The sequence below is a fragment of the Streptomyces litchfieldiae genome (genome assembly GCF_031845365.1).
GTDB lineage: Bacteria > Actinomycetota > Actinomycetes > Streptomycetales > Streptomycetaceae > Streptomyces > Streptomyces litchfieldiae.
Window position 1 is genome coordinate 18,903 of the sequence record NZ_JAVREL010000026.1, and the last position, 26,047, is coordinate 44,949.

Consider the following 26,047-nt stretch of genomic DNA (forward strand, 5'->3'; position numbering starts at 1 on the left):
GTGAAACGCGCCCGGGGCGCCGCGCGGAATGCGCGGCGCCCCGGGCACGGGTGAGGTTGGGGTCAGCCGGTGTTGCGCAGGCCCGCTGCCACGCCGTTGACCGTCAGCAGCAGCGCGCGCGACAGCAACTGGTCGGGCTCCTCGCCGCGCCGGGCCGCCTCCCGCTGCCGGTGCAGCAGCGTCACCTGGAGGTAGGAGATCGGGTCCAGATAGGCGTCCCGGATGCCCAGCGTGCGCTGGAGGGCCGGGTTGGCGTCCAGCAGCTCGCGCTCGCCGGTGATGCGCAGCACCTCGGCCACGGTCAGCGCGTGCTCGGCCTCGATCGTCTCGAAGACGTGCTTGAGCTCGTCCGGCACCAGCGTGTCCACGTAGTGCCGGGCGATCCGCAGATCCGTCTTGGCGAGCGTCATCTCGACGTTGGACAGGAAGTTCCGCAGGAAGTGCCAGTGCTCGAACGCCTCGGCCAGCACGTCCTCCAGACCGGCCTCGCGGGCGGCCCGCAGGCCGGAGCCCACGCCGAACCAGCCCGGCACGATCTGCCGCGACTGCGTCCAGCCGAACACCCACGGGATGGCCCGCAGCCCGTCCAGGCCCGCGCCGCTGTCCGGGCGGCGCGAGGGCCGGGAGCCCAGGTGCAGCTCGGCGAGCTGGTCCACCGGGGTGGAGGCGAAGAAGTACGCCGGCAGGTCCGGGTCCTCCACCAGCTTGCGGTAGGCGCTGTGCGCCACGTGCGACACGGTGTCCATCGCCGCGTCCCAGCGGGCCAGCGCCTCCTGCGACTGGCGCGGGGCGGTGTGCATCGCGGACGCCTGGAGCGTCGCGGCGACCGTCAGCTCCAGGTTCTCCCGGGCCAGGGAGGGCACCAGGTACTTGTCGGAGATGACCTCGCCCTGCTCGGTGACCTTGATCTCACCCTCCAGCGTGCCCCAGGGCTGGGCGAGGATCGCGTCGTGGGTCGGGCCGCCGCCCCGGCCGACCGTGCCGCCGCGGCCGTGGAAGAGCCGCAGCCGCACGCCGTGCCGGTGCGCGACGTCGCGCAGCCGCCGCTGGGCGCGGTGGATCTCCCACTGCGAGGTGGTGATGCCGCCGAACTTCGAGGAGTCGCTGTAGCCGAGCATGACCTCCTGCACGTCGTCCCGCAGCGACACCAGCCGGCGGTAGGAGGGGTCGGACAGCATCGCGTCCAGCAGCTCGTCCGCGATCCGCAGCTCGTCGGTGGTCTCCAGCAGCGGCACGATGCCGATGCGCGCCCACCCGGCGTGCAGATCGATCAGGCCCGCCTCGCGCGCCAGCACGGCCGCCGCGAACACGTCGTCCGCGCCCTGGCACATCGAGATGATGTACGACTCGATGACCTCGGGCCCGAACGTGTCCAGCGCCCGGCGCACGGTCGTGAACACGTTCAGCGTCTTGGCGCCCGCGGCATCCAGCGGCGGCGGCGACGAGGCCAGCGGGCGGCGCGAGCGCAGCTCCTTGGCCAGCAGCTTGGTGCGGTACTCGCGCGGCATGTCGGCGTACCGCCAGGACTCCTCGCCGAGCCGGTCGAAGAGCTGGCCCAACGCGTGGTGGTGGGCGTCGGCGTGCTCGCGGACGTCCATCGTGGCGAGCTGGAGCCCGAACGCGGCCACCGTGCGCGTCAGCCGCTCCACCCGGCCGTCGGCGATCAGCTCGCCGCGGTGCTCGCGCAGCGAGATCTGCACGATCCGCAGGTCGTCCAGCAGGTCGCCGGTGCCCCGGTAGTCCCGGCCGGGCACGTGCGGGGTGTCGTCCTTCAGCCGGGCGCGGGTGTTGACCAGCTTCTGCCGGATGCAGGTGACCTTCAGCCGGTACGGCTCCTCCGCGTTGAGCCGCTTGTAGCGCGGGGTGATCTCCGGCAGCGCCTCCAGGTCGCGGGCCAGCGAGTCCAGCAGCTCCTGGCTGGCGCCGGAGTTGCGGATGGAGCTGGACAGGGCGCTGCGCAGCTCGTCGATGTGGCGCAGCGCGCTGGTGATGCCGTGCTCGTGCTGGAGCAGCAGCACCTCCCAGGTCACCTCGGGGGTGACGTTCGGGTTGCCGTCGCGGTCGCCGCCGATCCAGGTGCCGAACGTCAGCGGCCGGCTGCCGGAGGGCAGCGGCGCCCCGGCCCGGTCCAGCTCGGCGGCCAGGTCCTCCAGCACGTCCTCGACGGCGCCGGCGTGCAGCTCGTCCAGGTAGTAGACGGCGTTGCGCGCCTCGTCGGCGGGCTCGGGGCGGGCCACGCGCAGTTCGTCGGTCTGCCAGATCAGGTCGATGTTCTCCGCGAGCCGCAGATCGGTGCGGCGCCGGTCGCCGCCGTGCTCGGACTCGGGGTGGTCCAGCAGCTCGGCGATCTGGCGGAGCTTGGTCAGCACGGAACGGCGCGCGGCCTCGGTGGGGTGCGCGGTGAACACCGGCCGCACGCCCAGGTTGGCGACGGTCTGCCGCAGGTGGGCGGGGTCGGCGTCCTTGAGCATGTCCGCGGTGCGGGACAGCTCCCCGCCCTGGACGGCCCGGCGCTCGCGCAGCTCCCGGCCGCGGTGCACCTGCTCGGTGACGTTGGCCAGGTGGAAGTAGGTGGAGAAGGCCCGCACCAGCTTGGCGGCGGTGGCCAGGTCGGTCTCGCCCAGCAGCCGGGCGGCGGCCTCGCCGTCGCTGCGGGTCAGGGCGCGGACCCGCTCGACGAGATCGAGAAGTTCGGGGCCGTCCTGGCGTACCAGCGTCTCCCCCAGCAGGTCACCGAGCCGGCGGATGTCGGCGCGCAACGCGCTGCTGCTGCGCGGCGCTCCCTTCTTGTCCGGGATTTCGGTGTCGACGGAGGACTCGGGCCGGCTCTGGCGGTCGGGACTGCTCACGGTTGCGGCTCCTCGCAGCGGACTCTTCTGGCAGGACGTTGGCACGTTACGGACCGCGCTGTCCGACATGAACCATCGTAATGAGAGTGCGCCACGGCCTGGCCACATCGCCGTCGCCAGGGGTTGAGGGCCTTGTGACACCGTAGCGAACTGCCATACTTACGACGCCGTAGGTTACGGTGCCGTAGGTGGCTGAAGCCTTCCTAAACATGCGCCTCCCCGAGGAACCGCACATGTCCACTTCCCCAGACCTCGTACCCTCCCCCCGGGCGGCGGATCCGGCCGGCGCCCCGCTGCCGTCCGCGACCCTGGGCGGCGAGCGGCGCCGCTCGGTGGAGCAGATCGCGCTGCTGCTGTTCATCACTGTCCCCTTCCTGGCCCTGCTGGCCGCCGTCCCGCTCGCCTGGGGCTGGGGCGTGAGCTGGCTGGATCTCGCGCTGCTGGTGGTCTTCTACTTCATCGGCTGCCACGGGATCACCGTGGGCTTCCACCGGTACTTCACCCATGGCTCGTTCAAGGCGCGGCGCCCGCTGCGCGTCGCGCTCGCCATCGCGGGCTCGCTGGCCGTGGAGGGCCCGCTGGTGCGCTGGGTCGCCGACCACCGCAAGCACCACAAGCACTCGGACGCGGAGGGCGACCCGCACTCGCCCTGGCGGTACGGGGAGACGGTGCCCGCCCTGCTCAAGGGGCTGTGGTGGGCGCACATGGGCTGGATGTTCGACACCGAGCAGACGCCGCAGCACCGTTACGCGCCCGATCTGATCAAGGACCCGGATCTGCGGCGGATCTCCCGCCAGTTCGTGCTGTGGACCGTGGTGTCGCTGGCCACTCCCCCGCTGCTGGGCGGCCTGCTCACCTGGTCCTGGCAGGGCGCGCTGAGCGCGTTCTTCTGGGGCTCGCTGGTGCGGGTCGCGCTGCTGCACCACGTCACCTGGTCGATCAACTCGATCTGCCACGCCACCGGAAAGCAGCCGTTCAAGTCCCGCGACCGGTCGGGGAACGTGTGGTGGCTGGCCGTGCTCTCCTGCGGCGAGTCCTGGCACAACCTGCATCACGCGGACCCGACGTGCGCCCGGCACGGGGTCGACCGGGGGCAGGTGGATTCCAGTGCCCGGCTGATCCGCTGGTTCGAGAAGGCCGGCTGGGCCTACGACGTGCGCTGGCCGAAACAGTCACGTATCGACGCCAAGCGGAACACTTCCGGCAGAAGTCGGCGGGAAAACAGGAAAGAAGCGCGCGCTGCCCAGGCGGCATGATGGGGGCGTGGCGACCGAGAGCAGCAGCACCAAGGACAGTGGCAAGGACAGGCCGACGCGCGCGCCGCGGCGGACCCGCCGGCGCATGACCGGCACCGAGCGCCGGGAGCAGTTGCTGGACATCGGGCGCTCCCTCTTCGCCGAGCGCGGCTTCGAGGGCACCTCGGTGGAGGAGATCGCGGCGAAGGCCGGCGTCTCCAAGCCGGTGGTCTATGAGCATTTCGGCGGCAAGGAGGGCCTCTACGCGGTGGTCGTGGACCGCGAGATGAGCCGCCTGCTGTCCATGGTCACCGGCGCGCTGACCGCGGGACACCCGCGGGAGCTGCTGGAGCAGGCGGCGTTCGCCCTGCTCGACTACATCGAGCAGTACACCGACGGCTTCCACATTCTGGTGCGGGACTCCCCCGTGGCGCAGTCCACGGGGACGTTCGCCTCGCTCATCGGGGACATCGCGACCCAGGTCGAGGACATCCTGGGCCTGGAGTTCAAGAGCCGGGGCTACGACCCCAAGCTGGCCCCGATGTACGCGGCGGCGCTGGTCGGGATGGTGGCGCTGACCGGCCAGTGGTGGCTGAACGTCCGCAAGCCGAAGAAGTCGGAGGTCGCCGCCCACCTGGTGAACCTGGCCTGGCACGGGCTCCAGGGCCTGGAGCACCACCCGCGGCTGGTGGGCCGGCGCCGGACATGACGCGACCCCCTCCCCGGAATGCTCCCGGGGAGGGGGTCGTGGGGTGCGGAGCCCCGGTCAGAAGGCCGAAGAACCCGGAGTCCGCGGACCAGTCGGCTCCGGCCGGCTCAGTGCTTGCTGACGCCGTTCTCCGACAGCAGCGAGAGGTCCGACAGCAGGTGCGACAGCGGGTCGTCGCCGTCGGTCTGCGTGGAGTTCTCGGTGCAGTACTGACCGTTCTCGCTGCTGAGGACGTCCTGAACGCCGATCGGGATGGCGAGGACGTTGACGACGTTCTGGATGTCCTTGATCGGAACCGCGACGCAGGGCTTGTTGAGCGAGCCGTTGATCAGGGAGATGTTCGGGCTCATGTAGCCGCCGGTGGTGGTGTTGCCGTACACCTGGTCGGCGCCGTTGCCGTTGATGGTGCGCGAGCCGTTCTCGTTGTCCCCGCCGATGGCCAGGGCCGGGGAGGCGGCGAGGCCCACCGAGCCGACGACTCCAGCCGCGACGGCAACCGTGGCAAGCGTCTTCTTGATCACTAGATCGTCCTTCCGGGTTCTTGGAATGCCCTGTTCATGGAGCGACCTGCACAACGCTTACGGACCGATTCGGTTGCCGCCGTTCACCCGTTTCGCCCAAACTCGTTGCCCTTTCAGCGGGCAGTTGACGCCTGCGGGCGAGGAGCGGTGCCCATTCCGGCGCCGAGGTAGAAGCTGGGGTGCGGAGGCTGGTTGTAGGCGGTGTTCTGCCACGCCAGGCCGGTGCGGTACTGCCGGTCCTGGAGCAGGGTGGTGATCCGGTGCGAGGTCTCGTGCGGAGTGGAGTAGATGCGCAGCGCCCGGTTGTCGCTGGTGCGCCAGACGACCTCCTCGCGCCAGTCGCCCAGGATGTCGCCGGACAGCGCGGGGGTGGCCTTGGTGCCGTTGTTGGACGCCACGTTCGAGCCGGTCAGCAGCCGGGTGTCGCCGCCGGTGCCGTACTTGTCGATGCGCGTGCCGTCCAGTAGCTCCCGCGTCAGGTCGCCGTCCCACCAGCTCAGGAAGTTGATGCTGGAGGGCTCGCGGCCCACGGATCCGCCGGCCAGGTTGCGCAGGGTGGTGTCGGCCGCCGACCAGAACTCGGCGCCCGCGTTGCCCGCGTAGATGTCCCCGGCCACACCGCGGCCGTTGTCGCCGCCGCTGGCGGTCTGCCAGCCGCGCTGGCCGTTCATGGGCTCGATGCGCAGCGACGAGGGCTGGCTGCTGGACTCGGACACCTTGAAGTACTCCAGGCCCGGGTCGTTCAGGTCGAAGTCGCCGAGGTGCTGGGCGTCGCCGTGGCCGGTGCGGGTCGTCCACATGCCCCAGCCGTTGTCGTCCACGGCCATCGAGCCGTAGACGATCTCGTCACGGCCGTCGCGGTCGATGTCGCCGATGGACAGGCTGTGGCTGCCCTGCCCGTCGTAGCCCTGGCCGACGTTGGTGGAGCTGTTGGTGTCGAACGTCCAGCGGCGAGTCAGGGAGCCGTTGCGGAAGTCCCAGGCCGCGATGACGGTCCGCGTGTAGTAGCCGCGGGCCATGATGATCGACGGGCGGTCGCCGTCGAGGTAGGCGGTGCCGGCCAGGAAGCGGTCCACGCGGTTGCCGTAGTTGTCGCCCCAGGAGGACACGTTGCCGCGGGCCGGCACATAGTCCGTGGTGGCCAGCGCGGCGCCGGTGCGGCCGTCGAAGACGGTCAGGTACTCGGGTCCCTCCAGGATGTAGCCGCTGGAGTTGCGGTAGTCGGCGCTGCCGTTGCCGATCACCTGGCCGGTGCCGGAGACGGTGCCGTCGGCGGTCTTCATGACCACCTCGGCGCGGCCGTCGCCGTCGTAGTCGAAGACCTGGAACTGGGTGTAGTGCGCGCCGGAGCGGATGTTGCGGCCGAGGTCGATGCGCCACATCCGCTGCCCGGAGAGGGTGTAGGCGTCGATGATGGTGTTGCCGGTGTAGCCGGACTGGGAGTTGTCCTTGGCGTTGGTCGGCTGCCACTTGAGGACGAACTCCAGCGTGCCGTTGCCGTCGAGGTCGCCCACGGAGGCGTCGTTGGCCTCGTAGGTGTAGCCGGAGCCGTTGACGGTGCCGCCAGCCGGGGGCTGGATCGGGACGTCGTAGTAGCCGGGGCGGAACTGGATGGCGTGCGGCGAGAAGTCCTGCTCCACGCCGTTGACGACCGCGCGGACGCGGTAGTCGGCGCTGTTGGGGGCGTCGCGGTGCAGGAAGTTGGTCGAGTTGGTGATGGGCTGGTCGTTCACCTTGACGTCGCCGCGGTAGACGTTGAACGCGACGTTGTCGGGGTCGCTGGCCAGATAGCGCCAGCTCACCAGGTTGTCGTTGCCGGTGTGCACGCTGACCAGGCCGCGGTCCAGGCTCTCGAGCTGGGCCAGGACCGCGGGGTCGCTCTCGGCGGGGTCCGCGGCGGACGCGGCGGGCGGACCCGCGGCGAGTCCGGCGGCCAGGGCGACGCCGGCGAGCACCGTGCCGATCAGTGTCCGGGGGCGTCTTTGCGCTGCAGACACGTTTCCTCCTCGTGGGGGGTGCCGTCGATGGGCGCAGTGAAGTCGCCGCGACCGGCGGAAAGGTTGCCGTGGAGGAGCCGCCTTTTGTAACGATTCACCGGCCCGGTGCCGACGGGGTCTCAGCCAGTGGCCGGCGCCAGGAACTCCAGGCGGTTGCCGAACGGGTCGGCGCTGTGGAAGCGCCGGTGGCCCGGCAGATGGTCGTCCCAGGTCACGGGGGCGCCGGCAGCTTCGAGCCGGGCGGCGAACGCGTCGATGCCAGTCACCAGGATGCCCGGGTGCGCCTTGCGGGCGGGGCGGAAGCCGGCCTCCACCCCCAGGTGCAGCACGCAGCCGCCCGCCGCGAACCAGCAGCCGCCGCGGTCGGCCAGGCCCGGCGGCTTGGGCCGCTCGGCCATCCCGAGCACGCCGCCGTAGAACGCGCGGGCCGTCTCCTCGGCGCCGGGTGGCATGGCGAGCTGCACATGGTCGAGCCCGGTGATCATCGTGCCGCCCGGCGTTCCGTCCGGCGGGCGACGGCGAAGACGCGGCGGAACGGGAAGAGGGTGCCGCCGCGCCCCGGCGGGTAGGCCGCGCGCAGGGCGTCGCGGTACTCGGCGAGGAACGCGTCGCGCGCGTCGGGGTCGTTCTCCAGAGCGGTCAGCACGGGACGCAGCCCGGTGCCCTTGACCCAGTCCAGCACCGCGTCCTCGCCGGGCAGCACCTGGAGATAGGCGGTCTCCCACACGTCCGCCGCGCAGTCCAGCGCGGTGAGCGCGTCGTAGTACTCGGCCGGGGAGAGCACGGCGTCCGGGCCGCGTGTGATGCCGCCCAGCCGGTCGCGCCAGCGCGGGGAGGCGCACAGCTCGCGCATCAGCACATGACTGGGGGCCGAAAGGTTTCCCGGGAGCTGGAACGCCAGCACGCCGCCGGGCGCGAGGCCGGCGACCCAGTCGGGGAACCGCTCGGCGTGGCCGGGCACCCACTGGAGCGCCGCGTTGGAGACGATCAGGTCGAACGGCTCGGCCGGGCGCCACTCGGCGAGGTCGGCGCGCGCGAACGTGAGCGAGCCGCCGCCGGGTGTCGGGCCGGCGTGCCCGGCGGCCTCGGCGAGCATCTCCGGGGAGTTGTCGAAGCCGGTGACGCGGGCGTCCGGCCATCGCTCGACGAGCGGCAGGCTGGGGCGGCCGGGGCCGCAGCCGAGGTCGGCGACGCGGGGCGCGGCGGGCAGCGGCGGCACCTGGGCGAGCAGGTCGCGCAGCGCGCGGCGGCGGTGGGTGCTGTGCCGTTCGTACTGGGCGGGGTCCCATCGGGTGGGCTGCGATGCGTGTGCCATGCGGGGATCCTGCCCGCGGGTTTATCTTGATGTCAAGAGGCTTGATATCGTGAGACTTCATATCGACACAACAACTAGACTGACCCCATGGAGGACGAGGTTGACCGGCTGGTCGCCGCCTGGCGGCGCGAGCGACCCGATCTCGACGTGGAGCCGCTGGAGGTGCTCAGCCGGGTGAGCAGGCTGGCGCGCCACCTGGACCGGGCGCGCCGCCTGGCCTTCGCCGAACACCAGCTTGAGCCCTGGGAGTTCGACGTCCTCACCGCGCTGCGCCGGGCCGGCGACCCGTACCAGCTCTCGCCCGGCCAGTTGCTGACCCAGACGCTGGTCACCTCCGGCACCATGACCAACCGTATCGACCGGCTGGCCAAGCGCGGCCTGGTCGAGCGGCTGCCCGACCCCAGCGACCGGCGCGGGGTGCTGGTGCGGCTGACGGCCGGCGGCCAGCGGCACGCGGACGAGGCGCTGGCCGGGCTGCTGGCCCAGGAGCGCGCCCTGCTGGGCGACCTCACCGCCGCCCAGCGGCGGGAGCTGGCCGCCCTGCTGCGGGTCCTGACCGCTCCCTTCGACAACACTCCGATCTAGCCCTGTAGTACTAGGCCCTGCCCGGCCGGTCTTGCCGGGCCCGCGACGCCAGCTACGGCCACTCGCTGCGTTGTCGCATCGCGCGAGTACGATCAAGTACGAGCTGCGATACTCCGCCTTGCGATCGACCCCATCTGACGCCGCGGGCTGATCCGACAAGACCGACCGGACAGGACCTGGCTCCTCCCATGGCCACCCACTCCGAACGCGCGGACGTCCGGTTCGTCGACGCCGGCCCGGTGCGGCTGGCCTACGAGACCGCGGGCGATCCCGGCGCGCCCCCGCTGCTCCTGCTGCACGCCCTGGGCAAGGACGCCACCGACTGGCACACGGTGCTGCCCGCGTTCGCCCGGCACTGGCACGTGTATGTGCCGGACCTGCGCGGCCACGGGCGCAGCGACTGGCCCGGGACCTACTCGTTCGAGCTGATGCGGGACGACGTGCTCGGCTTCCTGAACGCCCTCGGCATCGCCCGGGCGTCCCTGGTCGGGCACTCGCTGGGCGGCGTGGTGTCCTACCTGCTGGCCGCCGGGCACCCCGAACGGGTGGACCGGCTGGTGCTGGAGGAGGCCCCGCCGCCGTTCCCGCGGCAGCCCTCCGCCCCGGCGCGGCCGGACCACCCGGTGCCCTACGACTGGCCGGTCGTGCCCGCCATCAAGGCGCAGGTGGACACCCCGGACCCGGCCTGGCCCGGCCTGCTGGACGGGATCACCGCGCGCACGCTGCTGGTGGCCGGGGGCGCGGCGAGCCAGTTGCGGCAGGACTGGATCGCCGAGATGGCCGGCCGCATCCCCGGCGGCCGGCTCGTCACGATCCCGGCGGGCCACCGGGTGCACGAGACGGCGCCCGAGGCGTTCACCGAGGCCGTGACCGGCTTCCTGCGCGAACGCTGAGCGGCACACTCGCCGGGCCAACGCGCCGCGCCTGCCTCGCAGCGACGCGTCTCGCGAACGCCTGACGGGCGCGCGGGAGGCCAACGGCTCCCGGCGCGACCAGGGCCACGAAGCCCTCACGCGGCTCCCCGGCGGGAAAGTGCCACGAAAGTCGCGCCTTCTAAAGTTCTCCCCCGATAGCCGGAGCCAGCAGTGCGTGGGGGAAGTTTGTCCAGCCAGTACCACCAGCAGCCGCAACAACAGCCGTACCAGCCGCCGCAGCAGCCCTACCCATACGGTGCGGCCCAGCAGCCCGGACCCGCGTACCCGGGGCCGACACCTCCCCCGCCGCCACCTGACCGCCGGGCCGGGCATGCGGGGAAGAAGGGGCGGAAGGCGGCCCTGGGGATCGTTCTCGCCGTTGTGCTGCTCGCCGGCGCGGTGACCGCTGGAGTGATGTTCCTCGGCGGGGACGGCGGCGACCGCCCGGAGCTGGTGGCCCATCCGGACCTGGCGGAGCTGACCTTCCCGGACCCGGGGGCGTTCCGCTACGAGGAGGGCGAGGCCGCCGTGTGCGAGACGATGGGCGAGGTCATGGCCGCCCGCGGTTACGCCCTCTTCGGCACGAACACGGGCAACGGCGTCTCCTGCGCCTTCGGCACTCCCGGCACCTCCCTTCTGGAGGACGGCTCCTACAGCCTGCACGCCAACATCGCGCTGACCCGCGGAGACGGCGCGCGCGACGCCTACGACAACTACGTGACCTCCTCGCTGCGCGGCCGGGAGAACCTTGCCGACGACCCCTCCTTCACCTTCAGCGAGCTGTACGAATTCCCGGCCGGGGAAGAGGGCTTCCTCGACCAGAGCGTGTCGTCCGTCGGCCCGACGGGCAGCGCCACCGCCGCCTTCCGCTCCGGCGACGACACCTTCAGGATCGTCCTCAGCGGCAGCATCAGGCACGTGGGCGACGACAACCCCAGCGAGCCGCTCACGGAGGAGATCACCCGCGAGGAGATCGTGGACATCGTCAAGGCGCTGGGCGGCGACGAGTCGGCCGGCGAGCCGAGGATCACCCCAGTCGCCATGGAGGAGCACCCCGGCCTTCCGGAGCTGAACGAGCCGCTGCTGGCGGAGGGCGCCTCCGCGGAGGACCGCTGCGCCCCCGTGGCCGCCGTGGCCCAGGGGGACCTGGGCTCGGACGTGGACAGCATCGGCGGCGGCGACCAAGCCACCGTTCCGATCACGGTGTGCTCCTTCGCCATGGACGAGGTCGGCAACGACCGCTTCGGCGAGTACGGACTGCCCCACTGGCGCGTCAGCGTCACGCAGCACGACTACGCCACGGCTCCGGAGGGCCTCTTCCCCTCGGAGGAGATGGCACACGTCCTCCAGAACATCATGGCGGAGCCCGTCGACCGGGCTGAGGAAGGCTACGAGGTCACCCTGGGCCCGCTGTACGAACTCCCGGTGGGCGAATCCGGATACCTGATCCACTCCACGTCGAACTACCAGGCCACCGACGGCTCCACGGCGGATGTCCGGGCCGGGTACGTGATCGGAGACTCGTACGTGGAAATCCGCGTGGGCGGGGGCGAGTGGGGACCGGACGGTTTCACGAGCTACGGGGAGGACCGGCTCACTGACGCGCTGCTGGATGTCCTCACGGCGATGGACGCCTAGTCAGCAGTCAGCCGCGCGATCCACGGACGCGAGCCGGCGCGGTTCCCTCGGCCGGGCCCGGCTCATCCGGGTCCGGCCGCCACCGGGTCAGCCGGACCACGCCGGGGACACCGGCCGCGGGCGCGGCCGTGACCAAGATCACGCCGCAGCACCCCAACTCATCGACGCGAGTATCACTCATGCGAGTATCATTGATGAGAGTATCGCCGATGAGAAGGGCGAGCGCACAAGGTCCGCGTGTGAGGTGAGCGCCCCGGTGGATGGATTCGTCGGACGCCGTACCGAGCTCGGCCTGCTGAACGATCTGCTGGACGCCGTGCGCACCGGCGGGCGCGGTGGCCGGCCGGGCCGGGCCGTGCTCATCCGGGGGCGCAGGCGCGTCGGCAAGTCCCGGCTCGTCGAGGAGTTCCTGGAGCGGGCCGGGCTCCCGCATGTCTTCTTCACCGCCATCGGCGGCTCGAAGCAGGAAGACTTGGCCGGCTTCCGCGCCGAGCTGGCCTCCTCGGCCCTGCCCGAAGCGTCCCGCTTCGACGACTACGCCGCGCCGGTGACCTGGGACGCCGCTCTGAGCATGCTCGCCGACGCCCTGCCCACCGACGCGCCCAGCGTCGTCGTTCTCGACGAGATGCCCTATCTGGTACGCGAGGACCCGGGCTTCGAGGGCGCCCTGCGGAAGGCGTTCGACCGGACCATGTCGAGACTCCCCGTGCTGCTGGTCCTCATCGGCTCCGACGTGGCCATGATGGAGCAACTGAACACCTATGGGCGCCCGTTCTATCAGCGCGGCACCGAGATGGTGGTTCCCCCGCTCAATCCGGCGGACGTCGCCGCCCTGCTCGATCTGCCGCCGGCCGACGCCTTCGACGCCTTCCTGGTCACCGGCGGATTCCCGCTGATCCTCGACGAGTGGCCGCGCGGCGCCGGGCTGTGGGACTACCTCGGGCAGGCGCTGCGCCGGCCCACCTCGGCTCTGCTCGTCAGCGGCGAGCGCGCCCTGGCCGCCGAGTTCCCCGCCGAGGCCCAGGCCCGCGCGGTGCTGAGCGCCATCGGACATGGGGAGCGCACGTTCAGCATGATCGGCCGCGCGGCCGGAGATCTGCACCCCGGCTCGGTCCGCCGCTCGCTGGCGCTGCTGGCCGAGCGCCGGCTCGTCGCCGTGGACACCCCCCTGTCCACCCGGCCGAGCCGGGAGACCCGGTACCGGGTCGACGACCCGTATCTGCGGTTCTGGCTCTCCTTCATCGGTCCCCGCATCCCCGTGATCGAACGCGGCCGTGGCGACCGTGTCCTCGAAACGGTCCGCGCCGGCTGGACCTCCTGGCGCGGGCGCGCCATCGAGCCCGTGATCCGCGAGTCCCTGTGGCGCCTGGCCGACGACCGCCTCCCCGAGGGCACCGACGCCATCGGCGGCTACTGGACCCGCACCAACGACCCCGAGATCGACATCGTCGGTGCCGACCGTCTCCCCATCGCCAAGAAGGTCACACTCGTCGGCTCCATCAAGTGGCTGGAGAACAAGCCCTTCGACGCCCGCGACCTCGCCCGCCTCGTCGTCCACCGCTCCCAGCTCCCCGGCGCCGACGACACCACGCCCCTGCTCGCCGTGACCCGCAACGGCTGCACCGCCGAAGGCGTCCGGCACCTCTCCCCGGACGACCTCCTCACCGCCTGGGCCTGACGCCCACCACGGCCCGGCGTCAGTCCGCCGGGGGGACGCCGGCGCGGCGGGCCAGGGCGACGGCGGCCAGGGTGGAGTGGACGCCCAGTTTGCCGAGGACGTTCTGCATGTGGGTGCGGACCGTGTGCGGGGACAGGTAGAGCCGCTCGGCGACGGCCTTGCGGCCGAGGCCCGCCAGCATGCAGCGCAGGACCTCCAGTTCGCGGGGGGTGAGCGACTCGACCAGGCGCTGGTGTTCGCTGCGGTGGTGGCCGTCGCGGTGGAGTTCGCGCAGGACGCCGGTGAGGAGGGCCGGGGGGATATGGGTCTCGTCGCGCAGCACGCCGCGGACCACTTGGAGGAGGCGGGCCAGGGAGCTGTCCTTGGCCACCCAGCCGCAGGCGCCGGCGGTCAGGGCGCGGGCGGCCCGGCCGGGGTCGTCTGCTGCCGCGAGCATGACAGGGTGGAGGCCGGGAAAGCGGTCCCGGGCCGTGGCGAGCAGCGAGCCGTTCTCGGAGGCGGCGCCGTCCAGGTCGACGTCGAGCAGCAGCACGTCGAAGGGCACCTCGGTACCGGGCCGGGCGCGTTCCAGCAGGTGCAGGGCCGCGGGCACGCTGCCGACGGCCGTCGCCTCGACGTCCTGCTCCGCGGTCAGCGCGGTGGCCAGCGACTCGGCGAAGATCCGGTGCCCGTCCACGACCAGCACCCGAATACGGTCCACAGCAGCCCCTCGCCTTGACGCAGCCGGGCTCGGCGGGCGCGACGCCGATTGCCCCTGCCCCGTCCACCGCACGGCCGCCGCCATACGGCACCGGTGCCTGGTCGTGGGCGTCGCACCCACCTGTCTCGCCCCCTGATCGGGCACCGGCCCCCACCGGTGCTGCTCTTCAGACTACGGCTGCGGCGCGAAGGCGGAAGTGGTTTCGCCGAAGAGGCGATATCGAAGCGATCACAGCGGGAGCCGCTGGGCGCCCGGCGAGGGGATCGCCTCGAATACGCGCGGGGGGCGGTACCCCTCGGCGTCAAAGGCGCTCAGCACCGCCTTGCCGATCGCCTCGGCCGCCGTTTCCTCGACGAGCACGATGGCCGAGCCGCCGAAGCCGCCGCCGGTCATCCGCGCGCCCAGCGCGCCCGCGGCGCCGGCCGTGTCCACCACCAGGTCCAGTTCGGGGCAGGAGATCTCGAAGTCGTCGCGCAGCGAGGCGTGTCCCTCGGTGAGCACGGGGCCGATGTCCCGGGCGCGGCCCGCGTCCAGCAGCTCGATCACGCGCTCCACGCGGCGGTTCTCGGTGACGATGTGCTTGACCCGGCGGCGCACGGTGTCGTCGGTGAGGCGCGCGAGGGCGTCCGCGAGCCCGTCGAACGGCACGTCCCGCAGGAACGGCACGCCCAGCGCCGCCGCGCCCGCCTCGCACTCCGCGCGCCGGTTGGCGTAGGCGCCGTCCGCGTGCGCGTGCTTGACCTGGGTGTCGACGACGAGCAACCGCAGGCCCTCCAGGGCCATGGCGAACGGGACCTGGCGGCGGGACAGGTCGCGGGTGTCCAGGTACAGCACGTGCCCGGCGGTGCAGCAGGCCGAGGCCATCTGGTCCAGGATTCCGCACGGCATGCCGACGAAGTCGTTCTCCGCGCGCTGCCCGAGCCGCGCGATGACGTCGGGGGCGAGGTCGAGGCCGTTCAGATCGCTCAGCGCCAGGCCGGTGACCACTTCGAGGGCGGCGGAGGAGGAGAGCCCGGCGCCGACCGGCACGTTGGACTCGATCGCGATGTCCGCGCCGGAGATCTCGTGGCCGGCCTCCTGGAGCGCCCACGCCACCCCGGCGGGGTAGGCCGCCCAGCCCTGGACCGTGCGGGGCACGAGACCGTCCAGGTCCAGCTCGACCGGATCGCCGGGCACGTCGCGGGAGTACAGGCGCAGCACGCGGTCGGCGCGCCGCGAGACCGTGGCCCGCGCGGTGTGCGGCAGCGCGAAGGGCATCACGAAGCCCTCGTTGTAGTCGGTGTGCTCGCCGATGAGGTTGACCCGGCCCGGGGCGGCCCACAGTCCCTCCGGCGCGGCGCCGAACAGCTCTTCGTGGCTGGTCACTTGGTGCTCTCCTCGTGCTCCTCGCGCTGGGCGAACGCCCAGGCGTCGGCAATGATGTCGGCCAGGTCGGGCCGGCTGGGCCGCCAGCCGAGCCGGTCGCGCGCGCGGTCGGCCGACGCGACCAGGACGGCCGGGTCGCCGGGGCGGCGGGCGGCGGCCGTCTCGGGGATGGGGTGGCCGGTCACCCGGCGCGCGGTCTCGATGACCTCGCGGACGGAGAAGCCGTTGCCGTTGCCCAGGTTGCACACCAGGTGCTCGCCCGGCGCGGCGCCGGTCAGGGCCAGCAGGTGCGCCTCGGCCAGGTCGTCGACGTGGATGTAGTCGCGCACGCAGGTGCCGTCGGGCGTCGGGTAGTCCGTGCCGTAGACGGAGATCGTCTCGCGGCGGCCCTGGGCGACCTGGAGCACGATGGGGATGAGGTGGCTCTCCGGGTCGTGGCGCTCGCCGTAGGAGCCGGCGGCCGAGGAGTGCGCGCCCGCCACGTTGAAGTAGCGCAGCGAGACGGCGGCCAGGCCGTGCGCGGTGCACTCGCCGCTGATCATGTGGTCCACGGCGAGCTTGGAGGCCCCGTACGGGTTGCCCGGGGCGGTGGCCGCGTCCTCGGTGATCGGCGTGCCCACCGGCTCGCCGTAGACGGCGGCGGTGGAGGAGAAGACGAGGGTGCGCACCTCGGCGTCGCGCATGGCGCGCAGCAGCTCGATGGTGCCGCCGACGTTGTTGCGCCAGTACTTCTCGGGGTCGGCGACGGACTCGCCGACCTGGGAGCAGGCGGCGAAGTGCAGGACGCCGTCGAAGGACCGGTCCAGATACTTGCCGGCCTCCTGGACGCGGCCCTCGACGAACTCGGCACCTGCCGGGACGCCGGCCACGAAGCCCGTGGACAGGTCGTCCAGCACGGTCACCTCGTGGCCCGCGGTCAGCAGGTGCGCCGCGACGACGCCGCCGACGTAGCCCGCGCCGCCCGCCACCAGGTACTTGCCCATCAGCTCGCCACCTCTCGCAGCCGGTCGGCCGCCGCCTCCGGCAGAACATCACTCACGAACGCGCCCATGCCGGACTCGGAGCCGGCCAGGTACTTCAGCTTGCCCGGACTGCGCCGGATGGTGAAAAGCTCCAGGTGCAGCGCGAAGTCACCGCGGTCCTCGATGCCGAACGGCGCCTGGTGCCAGCCGGAAATATAGGGCGTCGGCGGGGCGTCGGGCCCGAATATCCGGTCGAACCGGCGCAGCAGTTCCAGATAGATCCCGGGGAACTCGGCCCGCTCCTCGTCCGTCAGCGCCATCAGGTCGGGCACGCGGCGCCGGGGGTAGAGGTGCACCTCGTAGGGCCAGCGGGCGGCGTGCGGCACGAACGCGGTCCAGTGCGCCGTCTCGGCGACCACGCGCCGGCCGTCGGCGCGTTCCGCTTCGAGCAGCTCGTCGAAGAGGTTGCCGCCGGTGCGCCGCTTGTGCTCGGCGACGTTGCGCAGGACGCGCTCGGTGACGGGCGTGATGAACGGGTAGCCGTAGATCTGGCCGTGCGGGTGCGCGAGGGTGACGCCGATCTCGGTGCCGCGGTTCTCGAAGCAGTACACCTGCTTGACGCCCGGGTGCTGGGACAGCTCGGCGGTGCGGTCGGTCCAGGCGTAGAGGACGAGGGCGGCCTGCTCCCCGGTGAGCCGGGCGAACGACGCGTCGTGCTCGGAGGTGAAGCAGACGACCTCGCAGCGGCCCATCTCGCCGCTGAAGGAGGGGAAGCGGTTCTCGAAGACCGCGACCTCGTAGTCGGGGGCCGGGATCTCGCTCAGCCGCTCGCCCTGCGACGGGCAGAGCGGGCACTGGTCCGCGGGCGGGTGGTAGGTGCGGGACTGGCGGTGCGCGGCGTAGCCGACGCGCTCGCCGAGCAGCGCGTTGTGGCGGACCTCGGAGGAGGCGGTGACGGGTGGCAGCGGGCGGCGGTCGTGGGCGTCGCGGACGGCGTCGTCGGCGTTGTCGTAGTAGATGAGCTCACGGCCGTCGGCCAGTCGGGTCGTGGTTCTCTTCATCACCCAGTCCAGATCACGCGCACTCCAACAGAATCGAACACAAAAAAGCATACCGGTCCGGTGCGCGTCAACGGCAGGGCCCGGTCCACCGGCTCAGGATGGGGGCGGCGCGGTGGAGAGGTGGTCCAGCAGGCCGGTGCGGACGGCCAGCGCCGCAGCCTCCAGCCGGGAGGCGGTGCCGAGCTTGGTCAGCAGGCGCTGCACATGGGTGCGGGCGGTGCTGGGCGCGACGCCGAGCCCAGCCGCGATCCGCCGGGTGTCCTCGCCGTCCACGATCCGCACCAGTACGTCGGCCTCCCGCTCGGTGAGCAGTCCGGCCAGCCGGGCCCCCTCGGCCTGGGCCCCGGCCCGCGGGTTCAGCAGCTCGGCGAACGCCTCCCGCAGCAACTGCGGCGTCACCGCGGCGTCGCCCGCCTTGGCCTTCACCATGGCGCGCTCGACGCCCTCGATCCGCTCGTCGTGCCGCACATAGCCGCGGGCGCCCGCGGCGAACGCCGCCGCCACACCGCGCGGGCGCGGGACCGGGCCGAGCACGACGACGGCCACCCGCGGGCACTCGCGCCGGATGCGCTGCACTGGATCCAGCGCGCCGGGGGCGTCCGGCTCCAGCGCGCCGAGCAGGCAGACGTCGGGCTGCTTGCTCACCACGAGGTCAACGCCCCGGCCGACGGGCGCGCCGGCCCCGAGGACCCGGTGGCCGCGCACCCGCAGGGCCGAGGCCAGGGCCTCGGCCACCAGCCGTCTGTCGTCGACGACCACGACCCGTACGCTCATCACGTCTCCCGCCATCGTGGCCGCCCAGGGCCGCCGTTGCCGCCGGCCGCCGTTACCGGTAGGTGAGGACCGAGGGCACTTCCGGGCCGTCGCTGCTGTAGAACGAACGATTGCTCAGCACAAGCGTGTTGTTGTGCCACAGGGCGATCTGGTCGTGTGTGAAGATCCCGGCCATCAGGGCGTACTCCTTCTCCCGGGCCTGCCGGTCGAGCGCCATCACGGGGGTGGCCTCCTCCGTCGCCGGATCGATGGCCACGACCATGCCCTCCAGGGTGTCACTCGCCGCCTGGTAGGCCAGGATCTTGCCGTCCTGCACGTCGAACGGCCAGATCTGACCGCCGTTGATCGCCGGGACCTCGTACAGCGGCTGGCCGGTGGAGAGGTCGAACGCGACGACCGCGTTGTCCCCGTAGGGCACGCTGGTCGGCAGGTAGAGGAAGCCGTCGTGCACCTGGCCGAGCCAGCAGTTGAGGAACGTGTTGACCTCGCACGGATTCATGTAGCGATCGGCGTCGTATTCGATCTGGACCGCGATCTCCTGGTGGCTCTCGTCGATGACGAAGATGCGCTTCGCCCCGGCCGCCAGCGCGTCCTCGCCCACGGTGGCGGTGACCACCAGGGGCTCGACGGAGATCACCGAGTCGACCGTCAGCGGCTGGTCCTCGAAGGTGCCCTCGAAGTCCCACTTCCACAGCTCGTCGCCGGCCTCGTTGGTGGCGCGGATGCTGCCGCCCTCCTCGGCCAGCCAGCCGCAGCCCATCTGGGAGATGAACATGTCGTCCACGACCGCGTAGGCGACTTCCTTGCAGTTGTCGGTGGAGCTCGCCTCCCAGAGCTTCTCCTGCTGGCTGATGCTGAAGCCCATGCTGCCGACGCCCGTGCCCACGGCGACGGTGTCGCCCAGGATGGCCGGGCTGGAGTTCGTGTCGGTCGGCCACTCGGAGTCCAGCGGCATCGTCATGATCTCCTCGCCGGCGGCGATGTCGACGACCGTCAGCGCCTCGCAGTCCCGGCCCTGGAGGAGGGCGATGCGGTTCTCCGAGACGTTCTGCGAGGGGAGGCAACTGCCCTCGGACAGCTCGAAGGGCAGCGACCAGTTCTCCTCGCCGGTCTCCAGGTCGTAGGAGACCAGGCCCTCCGGCACGACCCGGACGAACGCGTCGTCCAGCAGCCAGGTGCCCCGGGCGTCGATGATGCCCGCCTCCTCGGTGACCTCCGGCGAGGGCACCTCCCAGGCGAGGCTCGCCTGGATCGGCTCGGTGGGCAGGCCGCCGCCCTCGCCGCCCCCGGTGCCGCCTTCCGCGCCCTCGGCCTCGCCGCCGCCGTCCTCCCCGCCGCCGCCGTCGCCGTCGCCGTTCGCGTCGCCCGCGGTGCTGGAGCCGTCGTCCCCGGTGAACAGGACCACCGCGCCGCCGCCCGCCAGCAGCAGCGCGAACACGCCGGCGATCGCCAGCAGGAGCCGGGAGTTCGGCCTTTTGCGGCCGGTCCCCGGCGGGGTCGGCGGCACGGCACCGAAGCCCGCGCCGCCGGTGGCCGGGCCGTAGGGGCCGGGCGCGGTGGGCGTGCCGAAGCCGGCGCCGCTGGTCGGGGCGCCGAAGCCCGTGCCGCTCGTGGGCGCGCCGAAGCCGGCGCCCTCGGTGGCCGCCGGACCCGCCGCGTAGGGCGACTGGTACGGGGAGGGCGCGGGCGGCTGCCCGGGCGGCGCCTGCGGCGGCGGGGCCTGCGGGTAGCCGTAGCCGGGCTGGCCGGGCTGGCCGCCGGGCACGACCGGCGGGGCCATGGGCGGGGTGCCGGGGGGCGGGGGCGGGGTCCCGGGGATCGCGATGCCGTCGCCGACGGTCGGCTCACCGGCGCCGTACGGCGGCTGCTCCGGCGGGCCGAAGCCTCCCGGCGGCGGCAGATTCGGCGGCGGTGGCGGCGGCTGTGACATGAATCCCCCTGGGCCCGTCAGCCACGGAGTCTCTGGCTCCTGGGCGATGGTCGTTGGTTACTGGCCGAAACGCGTTCGAGCAGAGCTCTTTCTACCATCGGACACCATTACCGTCTCAACGGTTCCGGGCCTCGAACGGTGCCCGGCCCGGCGCGGGCCGCTCCCGCTAAGCGCCGTCGGCCAGTTCCAGCCAGCGCGTCTCCAGCTCGTCGCGCCGGCCCGCGAGTTCGCGCAACTGGGCGTCCAGTCCCGCGATCCGCGCGAAGTCCGTTGCGTGCTCGGCCATTTCGGCGTGCAGCTCGGCCTCCTGCTCCCCGATGCGGTCGAGCTGACGCTCGATCCGCTGGATCTCCTTCTGCGCGGACCGGGAGAGCTGCGCCTGCTTGGCCGCCGGGGCGGCGGGCGCGGCGAGGGCCGGGGCGGCGGCCGGGGACGGTCGCGTGCCGCGGCGCTCCAGGTACTCGTCGATGCCGCGCGGCAGCATCCGCAGGGTGCCGTCGCCCAGCAGCGCGAACACCCGGTCGGTGGTGCGCTCGACGAAGTAACGGTCGTGGCTGATGACGACCAGCGAGCCGGGCCAGCCGTCCAGCAGGTCCTCGAGCTGGGTGAGGGTCTCGATGTCCAGGTCGTTGGTCGGCTCGTCCAGGAACAGCACGTTGGGCTCGTCCATCAGCAGCCGCAGGATCTGGAGCCGCCGCCGCTCGCCGCCGGAGAGGTCGCCGACGGGCGTCCACTGGCGCTCCTTGCCGAAGCCGAACCGCTCGCAGAGCTGGGAGGCCGTCATCTCGCGGCCCTTGCCCAGGTCGACGCGGGAGCGCACCTGCTCGACCGCCTGGAGCACGCGCCACTCCGGGTTCAGCTCGGTGACCTCCTGCGAGAGGTACGCCAGCCGCACCGTCTTGCCGACGGTGATCCGCCCCTCGCCGGCCGTGCCCAAGGCCATCGCGCGCAGCAGCGAGGTCTTGCCCGCGCCGTTCACCCCGACCAGGCCGACGCGGTCGCCGGGGCCGAGCTGCCAGGTCAGGTTCTTCAGGAGGATCCGGTCGCCGGCGGCGACGGTGACATCCTCCAGCTCGTAGACGGTCTTGCCGAGCCGGGCACTGGCGAAGCCCATCAGCTCGGCGCTGTCCCGGGGCGGCGGCACGTCGGCGATCAGGGCGTTGGCGGCCTCGACGCGGAACCGGGGCTTGCTGGTGCGGGCCGGGGCGCCGCGCCGCAGCCAGGCGAGCTCCTTGCGCACCAGGTTCTGCCGGCGGGCCTCCTCGCCGGCGGCGATGCGCTCCCGTTCGGCGCGGGCGAAGACGTAGTCGCTGTAGCCGCCCTCGTAGGCGTGCACGGTGCCGCGCTGGACGTCCCACATGCGGGTGCAGACCTGGTCGAGGAACCACCGGTCGTGGGTGACGACCACCAGCGCGGAACGGCGTTCGCGCAGGTGGGCGGCGAGCCAGGCGATGCCCTCGACGTCGAGGTGGTTGGTCGGCTCGTCCAGGACGACCAGGTCCTGCTCGGCGATCAGCAGCTTGGCCAGCGCGATGCGGCGGCGCTCGCCGCCGGACAGCGGGCCGATGACGGTGTCCAGGCCGTCGGGGAAGCCGGGCAGGTCCAGCCCGCCGAACAGGCCGGTGAGCACGGACCGCACGGCGGCGTCGCCCGCCCACTCGTGGTCGGCGAGGTCGCCGATGACCTCCTGGCGGATGGTGGCCGCGGGGTCCAGGGAGTCGGCCTGGGTGAGCACCCCGAGCCGCAGGCCCCCGGTGTGGGTGACGCGCCCGCTGTCGGGCTCCTCCTGCCGGGCGAGGACGCGCACCAGCGTGGTCTTGCCGTCGCCGTTGCGGCCCACGACGCCGATCCGGTCGCCCTCGCCGACGCCGAGGGAGATGCCGTCGAGCACCGTGCGGGTGCCGTAGACCTTCCGGACGGACTCCAGATTGGCGAGGTTCTTGGTGGGCTTGGCGGGTTCAGGCATGGGACTCAAGGGTAGTCGCCCCGGGCACCGGACCGGTCGTCGCGCGGGCCGCCCGGCAGGTGCCGCCGGCCACCAGCGCGGCGGCCAGGGCGGCGGCGCTCTCCGCGCCGTCCGTGAGGAACGCGCAGGTGGGCCCGGAGCCGGACACCAGGCCGGCCAGGGCGCCGGCCAGGGCGCCCGCGGCGAGGGTGTCGGCCAGCGCGGGCCGCAGCGAGAGGGCGGCGGGCTGGAGGTCGTTGGCCACGGCGGTGGCGAGGCGGGCCGCGTCGCCGTCGCGCAGCGCGGCCAGCAGCGCGGGGGCGGCCTCGGGCTCGGGCACCGGGCGATCGCCGCGCAGCCGGTCGCACTCGCGGTAGACGGCGGGGGTGGACAGCCCGCCGTCGGCGAGGGCGAACACCCAGTGGAACGTGCCCGACACCGGCAGCGGCGTCAGCCGCTCGCCCCGGCCCCGGCCCAGGGCCGCGCCGCCGACCATGCTGAACGGCACGTCCGAGCCCAGCTCGGCGCACAGGGCGAGCAGCTCGTCCCGGGGCGTGGCGGTGCCCCACAGGGTGTCGCAGGCGAGCAGGGCGGCGGCGGCGTCCGCGCTGCCGCCGGCCATGCCGCCGGCGACCGGGATGTCCTTGTCGATGTGCAGGTGTACGTCGGGCCGCCGGCCGTGCCGGGCGGCGAGCAGGGCGGCGGCGCGGGCGGCGAGGTTCCCGGCGTCGAGCGGAACGTCCTCGGCGCCGGGCCCGGCGCAGGAGATGGTGAGCGCGTCGGCGGGGGTGGCGGTGACGTGGTCGTACATGCCGACGGCGAGGAAGACGTTGGCCAGGTCGTGGAAGCCGTCCGGCCGGGGTCCGCCCACGGCGAGCTGGACGTTGACCTTCGCGGGAACGCGGACGGTGACGGACGGTGCGGGCATGGCGGTCGCTCCTGGCGGCCCGGCGGCTCAGGGCCGGTGAGTGGCGGACGAGGGGGGACGGTGCTCGGCGAGGCGCGCGAAGTCCTCGACGGACAGGGCCTCGCCCCGGGCGCGGGGGGAGACGCCCGCCGCGGCGCAGGCCGCCTCGGCGGCGGCCGGGGAACCGGCCCAGGAGGCGAGGGCGGAGCGCAGCGTCTTGCGGCGCTGGGCGAACGCGGCGTCCACGACGGCGAACACCTCGCGGCGGCTCGCCGTGGTGGGCGGCGGGTCGCGGCGCACCAGGGAGACCAGGCCGGAGTCCACGTTGGGCGCGGGCCAGAACACGGTGCGGCCGATGGCCCCGGCGCGGCGGGCCTCGGCGTACCAGGCGGTCTTGACGGACGGCACCCCATACACCTTGGAGCCGGGGGCGGCGGCGAGCCGGTCGGCGACCTCGGACTGCACCATCACCAGGCCGCGCCGGATCGAGGGGAACGTCGCCAGCATGTGCAGCAGGACGGGCACGGCCACGTTGTACGGAAGGTTGGCCACCAGCGCCTCGGGCGGCGGGCCGGGCAGCTCGGTGACGCGCAGCGCGTCCTCGTGGACCAGCGCGAAACGGTCGGCGCGCTCCGGCAGCCGGGCGGCGACGGTCGCGGGCAGGGCGGCGGCCAGCACGTCGTCGATCTCGACGGCGGTGACGTGCCGGGCGGTGGCGAGCAGGGCCAGGGTGAGGGAGCCGAGGCCGGGGCCGATCTCCACCACGGCGTCGTCCTCGCCGACCTCGGCGGTGCGCACGATGCGGCGGACGGTGTTGGCGTCGATCACGAAGTTCTGCCCGCGCTGCTTGGTGGGGCGCAGGCCCAGGGCGGCGGCCAGCTCGCGGACGTCGGAGGGGCCGAGCAGGGCGGCGTCGGGGGCGGCGTTCACCCGAAGGCCCGCTCGGTGTTGGCCGCGATGTGCCGGGCGAGCTCGTCCTCGGTGAGGCCCTTGACCTCGGCCATGGCGCGCAGGGTGACGGGGATCAGATAGGGCGCGTTGGGCCGGCCGCGGAACGGCGCGGGGGTCAGGAACGGCGCGTCGGTCTCCACGAGCAGCAGCTCGGGCGGGGCGACGGCCAGCGCGTCGCGCAGCGGCTGCGCGCTGGCGAAGGTGACGTTGCCCGCGAAGGACATGAAGTACCCTTCGGCGGCGCAGACTTCGGCCATGGCGGCGTCGCCGGAGTAGCAGTGGAAGACGGTCCGGCGGGGGGCGCCCTCCTCGGCGAGGATGCGCAGCACGTCGGCGTGGGCCTCGCGGTCGTGGATGACCAGCGTCTTGTCCAGCTCCTTGGCCAGCGCGATGTGCCGCCGGAACGAGCGCTGCTGGGCGGCGACCCCGGCAGGCCCGGTGCGGAAGTAGTCCAGGCCGGTCTCGCCGAGGGCGTGCACCTCGGGCAGCGCGGCCAGCTCCGCGATCTCCGCCAGCGCGGCGTCCAGCGCCGCCGGGCCGCCGGCCTCCTCGATGCGCGGCGCCTCGTTGGGGTGGAGCGCGACGGCGGCCCAGATCGCCTCGTGCTCGGCCGCGGTCCGGGCGGCCCACCGGGCGCGTTCGAGGTCGCAGCCGATCTGCACGATCCGGGTGACGCCGACCGCGGCGGCCTTGGCCAGGGCCTCCTCGACGGGGGCGTCCTGCATGTCGAGGTGGGTGTGCGCGTCGGCGACGGGCACCGCCAGCGGCTCGGGAAGCGGCGGCGGCAGGGTCTGCTCGGCCTTCGCCTTGGCGGACTTGGGCATGCCCCGATCCTACGGCGGGCCGGGGAGGCCCCCGGCTCAGCTCCGGGCGCGCTCGGCCGCCGCGACCAGGCCGGCGCGCATGACGCGGACGCGGTGCCCCTCGCAGTTGGGGCAGGTGGCCCGGGTCAGCGGCGAGGGCACCTCGCGGCCGTTGGCGTGGTAGGTCACGAAGGGCCGGCCGTGCGGATCCACATGGTGCTCGATGTCGTACGCCTGTTCCCATCCGTGTCCGCAGCTCAGACAGGCGAAGGAGTACGCCTCACGGACGGTGCGAGGGCTGCTGTTCTCCGGCATGGCGACCGCCTTGCTCAGATATGCGGCGATATGACCCGTTTTACTTTAGTCCCGAGCCCGGGCCGCCACCACCGCGTCGAACACCTCCCGCTTCGGCACCCCCGCCGCGCGCGCCACCTCGGCGATCGCCTCCTTGCGGTGCAGGCCGGCCGCCTCCCCCTCGGCCACCCGGCGGGCCAGCTCGGCGGCGTCCGGCCGCGGCCCGGCGGACGCCGCGCCCGCCACCACCACCGTGATCTCGCCCCGCACCTCGGCCTCGCCGGCCCAGGCCGCCAGCTCGGACAGCGGCCCCCGCCGGACCTCCTCGTACGTCTTGGTCAGCTCGCGGCACACCGCCGCCGGCCGGTCGCCGCCGAACGCCCCGGCCATCGCCGCCAGCGAGTCGGCCAGCCGGTGCGGCGACTCGAAGTACACCAGCGTCCGCCGCTCCCCCGCCGCCTCGGCCAGCCGCGCCGCCCGCTCGCCCGCCTTGCGCGGCGGGAAGCCCTCGAAGCAGAACCGGTCCACCGGCAGCCCGGACACCGCCAGCGCCGTCAGCACCGCCGAGGGCCCCGGCACCGCCGTCACCCGCGCCTCGCGCTCCACCGCCGCCACCACCAGCCGGTACCCCGGGTCCGAGACCGAGGGCATCCCGGCGTCGGTGACCAGCAACACCCGGGCGCCACGCGCCAGTTCGTCGGCCAGCTCCGGCGTACGGGCGGCCTCGTTGCCCTCGAAGTACGACACGACGCGCCCGCCGACCCGCACCCCCAGCTCCCGCGCCAGCCGCCGCAGCCGGCGGGTGTCCTCGGCGGCCACGATGTCCGCCTCCGCCAGCTCCCGGGCCAGCCGGGGCGGGGCGTCGCCGAGATCGCCGATCGGGGTCCCGGCCAGTACCAGCGTGCCTGTCATGC

General features: G+C 73.1%; 23 protein-coding genes. 6 read left to right on the forward strand and 17 right to left on the reverse strand.

The features are described 5' to 3' along the window. Positions 1 to 62: 62 nt before the first annotated feature. Positions 63 to 2,849 carry a phosphoenolpyruvate carboxylase gene (gene ppc / locus RM590_RS31000; RefSeq protein ID WP_394814009.1) on the reverse strand — a complete coding sequence of 929 codons (2,787 nt, stop codon included), beginning with the start codon at positions 2,847 to 2,849 and terminating at the stop codon, positions 63 to 65. Positions 2,850 to 3,082: 233 nt separating this feature from the next. On the opposite strand from ppc, the gene RM590_RS31005 reads away from it, so the two are divergent. Continuing rightward, on the forward strand, positions 3,083 to 4,105 hold the full coding sequence (locus RM590_RS31005; RefSeq protein WP_311708099.1) for an acyl-CoA desaturase: 1,023 nt from the start codon (positions 3,083 to 3,085) through the stop codon (positions 4,103 to 4,105). A gap of 7 nt (positions 4,106 to 4,112) precedes the next feature. Next, a complete protein-coding gene (locus RM590_RS31010; protein ID WP_311708100.1) occupies positions 4,113 to 4,793 on the forward strand; it encodes a TetR/AcrR family transcriptional regulator in 681 nt (226 codons plus the stop codon). A 107-nt stretch (positions 4,794 to 4,900) separates the two neighbouring features. Here the strand turns inward: RM590_RS31010 and RM590_RS31015 are convergent, their stop codons facing one another. The 4 genes from RM590_RS31015 to RM590_RS31030 form a co-directional block, all read right to left on the reverse strand. After that, entirely contained in the window at positions 4,901 to 5,314 is a 414-nt protein-coding gene (locus RM590_RS31015) for a rodlin (protein WP_311708101.1), read from the reverse strand. A 113-nt stretch (positions 5,315 to 5,427) separates the two neighbouring features. Further along, positions 5,428 to 7,311 (reverse strand): rhamnogalacturonan lyase, encoded by a 1,884-nt coding sequence (locus RM590_RS31020; protein ID WP_311708102.1) that lies wholly within the window; start codon positions 7,309 to 7,311, stop codon positions 5,428 to 5,430. Positions 7,312 to 7,430: 119 nt separating this feature from the next. Beyond that, the gene (locus tag RM590_RS31025) at positions 7,431 to 7,796 is read right to left on the reverse strand and encodes a VOC family protein (RefSeq protein WP_311708103.1); all 366 of its coding nucleotides are present in this window, start codon (positions 7,794 to 7,796) and stop codon (positions 7,431 to 7,433) included. After that, positions 7,793 to 8,626, reverse strand: coding sequence for a trans-aconitate 2-methyltransferase (locus RM590_RS31030; protein ID WP_311708104.1), 834 nt, complete (start codon positions 8,624 to 8,626; stop codon positions 7,793 to 7,795). Before RM590_RS31030 ends, RM590_RS31025 begins: the two co-directional genes overlap by 4 nt. Positions 8,627 to 8,713: 87 nt before the next feature. Here RM590_RS31030 and RM590_RS31035 point away from each other — a divergent pair, with 87 nt between their 5' ends. The 4 genes from RM590_RS31035 (at position 8,714) to RM590_RS31050 (ending at position 13,441) form a co-directional block, all read left to right on the forward strand. Then, positions 8,714 to 9,211, forward strand: a complete 498-nt coding sequence (locus tag RM590_RS31035; RefSeq protein WP_311708105.1) for a MarR family winged helix-turn-helix transcriptional regulator — start codon at positions 8,714 to 8,716, stop codon at positions 9,209 to 9,211. Between the two features lie 188 nt (positions 9,212 to 9,399). Then, on the forward strand, positions 9,400 to 10,104 hold the full coding sequence (locus tag RM590_RS31040) for an alpha/beta fold hydrolase (protein ID WP_311708106.1): 705 nt from the start codon (positions 9,400 to 9,402) through the stop codon (positions 10,102 to 10,104). 420 nt (positions 10,105 to 10,524) lie between these two features. Next, positions 10,525 to 11,763, forward strand: a complete 1,239-nt coding sequence (locus tag RM590_RS31045; protein WP_311708107.1) for a hypothetical protein — start codon at positions 10,525 to 10,527, stop codon at positions 11,761 to 11,763. Between the two features lie 256 nt (positions 11,764 to 12,019). Continuing rightward, positions 12,020 to 13,441 carry an ATP-binding protein gene (locus RM590_RS31050; RefSeq protein WP_311708171.1) on the forward strand — a complete coding sequence of 474 codons (1,422 nt, stop codon included), beginning with the start codon at positions 12,020 to 12,022 and terminating at the stop codon, positions 13,439 to 13,441. Between the two features lie 19 nt (positions 13,442 to 13,460). Here the strand turns inward: RM590_RS31050 and RM590_RS31055 are convergent, their stop codons facing one another. From RM590_RS31055 to rsmI, 12 genes are all read right to left on the reverse strand, one after another. After that, on the reverse strand, positions 13,461 to 14,141 hold the full coding sequence (locus RM590_RS31055; protein WP_311708108.1) for a response regulator transcription factor: 681 nt from the start codon (positions 14,139 to 14,141) through the stop codon (positions 13,461 to 13,463). Between the two features lie 228 nt (positions 14,142 to 14,369). After that, positions 14,370 to 15,506, reverse strand: coding sequence for a galactokinase (gene galK / locus RM590_RS31060; protein ID WP_311708109.1), 1,137 nt, complete (start codon positions 15,504 to 15,506; stop codon positions 14,370 to 14,372). Next, a complete protein-coding gene (gene galE, locus RM590_RS31065; protein ID WP_311708110.1) occupies positions 15,503 to 16,489 on the reverse strand; it encodes a UDP-glucose 4-epimerase GalE in 987 nt (328 codons plus the stop codon). The genes galK and galE overlap by 4 nt, the downstream gene beginning before the upstream one ends. Continuing rightward, a complete protein-coding gene (gene galT / locus RM590_RS31070; protein ID WP_311708111.1) occupies positions 16,489 to 17,529 on the reverse strand; it encodes a galactose-1-phosphate uridylyltransferase in 1,041 nt (346 codons plus the stop codon). The genes galE and galT overlap by 1 nt, the downstream gene beginning before the upstream one ends. A gap of 93 nt (positions 17,530 to 17,622) precedes the next feature. Next, complete coding sequence (locus RM590_RS31075) at positions 17,623 to 18,303, reverse strand: response regulator transcription factor (protein WP_311708112.1); 681 nt, start codon at positions 18,301 to 18,303, stop codon at positions 17,623 to 17,625. A gap of 52 nt (positions 18,304 to 18,355) precedes the next feature. Then, the gene (locus tag RM590_RS31080; protein WP_311708113.1) at positions 18,356 to 20,233 is read right to left on the reverse strand and encodes an outer membrane protein assembly factor BamB family protein; all 1,878 of its coding nucleotides are present in this window, start codon (positions 20,231 to 20,233) and stop codon (positions 18,356 to 18,358) included. Positions 20,234 to 20,399: 166 nt separating this feature from the next. Further along, positions 20,400 to 22,199 (reverse strand): ABC-F family ATP-binding cassette domain-containing protein, encoded by a 1,800-nt coding sequence (locus tag RM590_RS31085; protein ID WP_311708114.1) that lies wholly within the window; start codon positions 22,197 to 22,199, stop codon positions 20,400 to 20,402. Continuing rightward, entirely contained in the window at positions 22,192 to 23,106 is a 915-nt protein-coding gene (locus RM590_RS31090; RefSeq protein WP_311708115.1) for a 4-(cytidine 5'-diphospho)-2-C-methyl-D-erythritol kinase, read from the reverse strand. Before RM590_RS31090 ends, RM590_RS31085 begins: the two co-directional genes overlap by 8 nt. A 27-nt stretch (positions 23,107 to 23,133) precedes the next feature. Then, positions 23,134 to 24,015, reverse strand: coding sequence for a 16S rRNA (adenine(1518)-N(6)/adenine(1519)-N(6))-dimethyltransferase RsmA (rsmA, locus tag RM590_RS31095; protein ID WP_311708116.1), 882 nt, complete (start codon positions 24,013 to 24,015; stop codon positions 23,134 to 23,136). Further along, the gene (locus RM590_RS31100; protein ID WP_311708117.1) at positions 24,012 to 24,860 is read right to left on the reverse strand and encodes a TatD family hydrolase; all 849 of its coding nucleotides are present in this window, start codon (positions 24,858 to 24,860) and stop codon (positions 24,012 to 24,014) included. Before RM590_RS31100 ends, rsmA begins: the two co-directional genes overlap by 4 nt. A 36-nt stretch (positions 24,861 to 24,896) precedes the next feature. Continuing rightward, positions 24,897 to 25,154 carry a hypothetical protein gene (locus RM590_RS31105; protein WP_311708118.1) on the reverse strand — a complete coding sequence of 86 codons (258 nt, stop codon included), beginning with the start codon at positions 25,152 to 25,154 and terminating at the stop codon, positions 24,897 to 24,899. A gap of 45 nt (positions 25,155 to 25,199) precedes the next feature. Then, the gene (gene rsmI, locus RM590_RS31110) at positions 25,200 to 26,045 is read right to left on the reverse strand and encodes a 16S rRNA (cytidine(1402)-2'-O)-methyltransferase (protein WP_311708119.1); all 846 of its coding nucleotides are present in this window, start codon (positions 26,043 to 26,045) and stop codon (positions 25,200 to 25,202) included. Positions 26,046 to 26,047 lie beyond the last annotated feature (2 nt).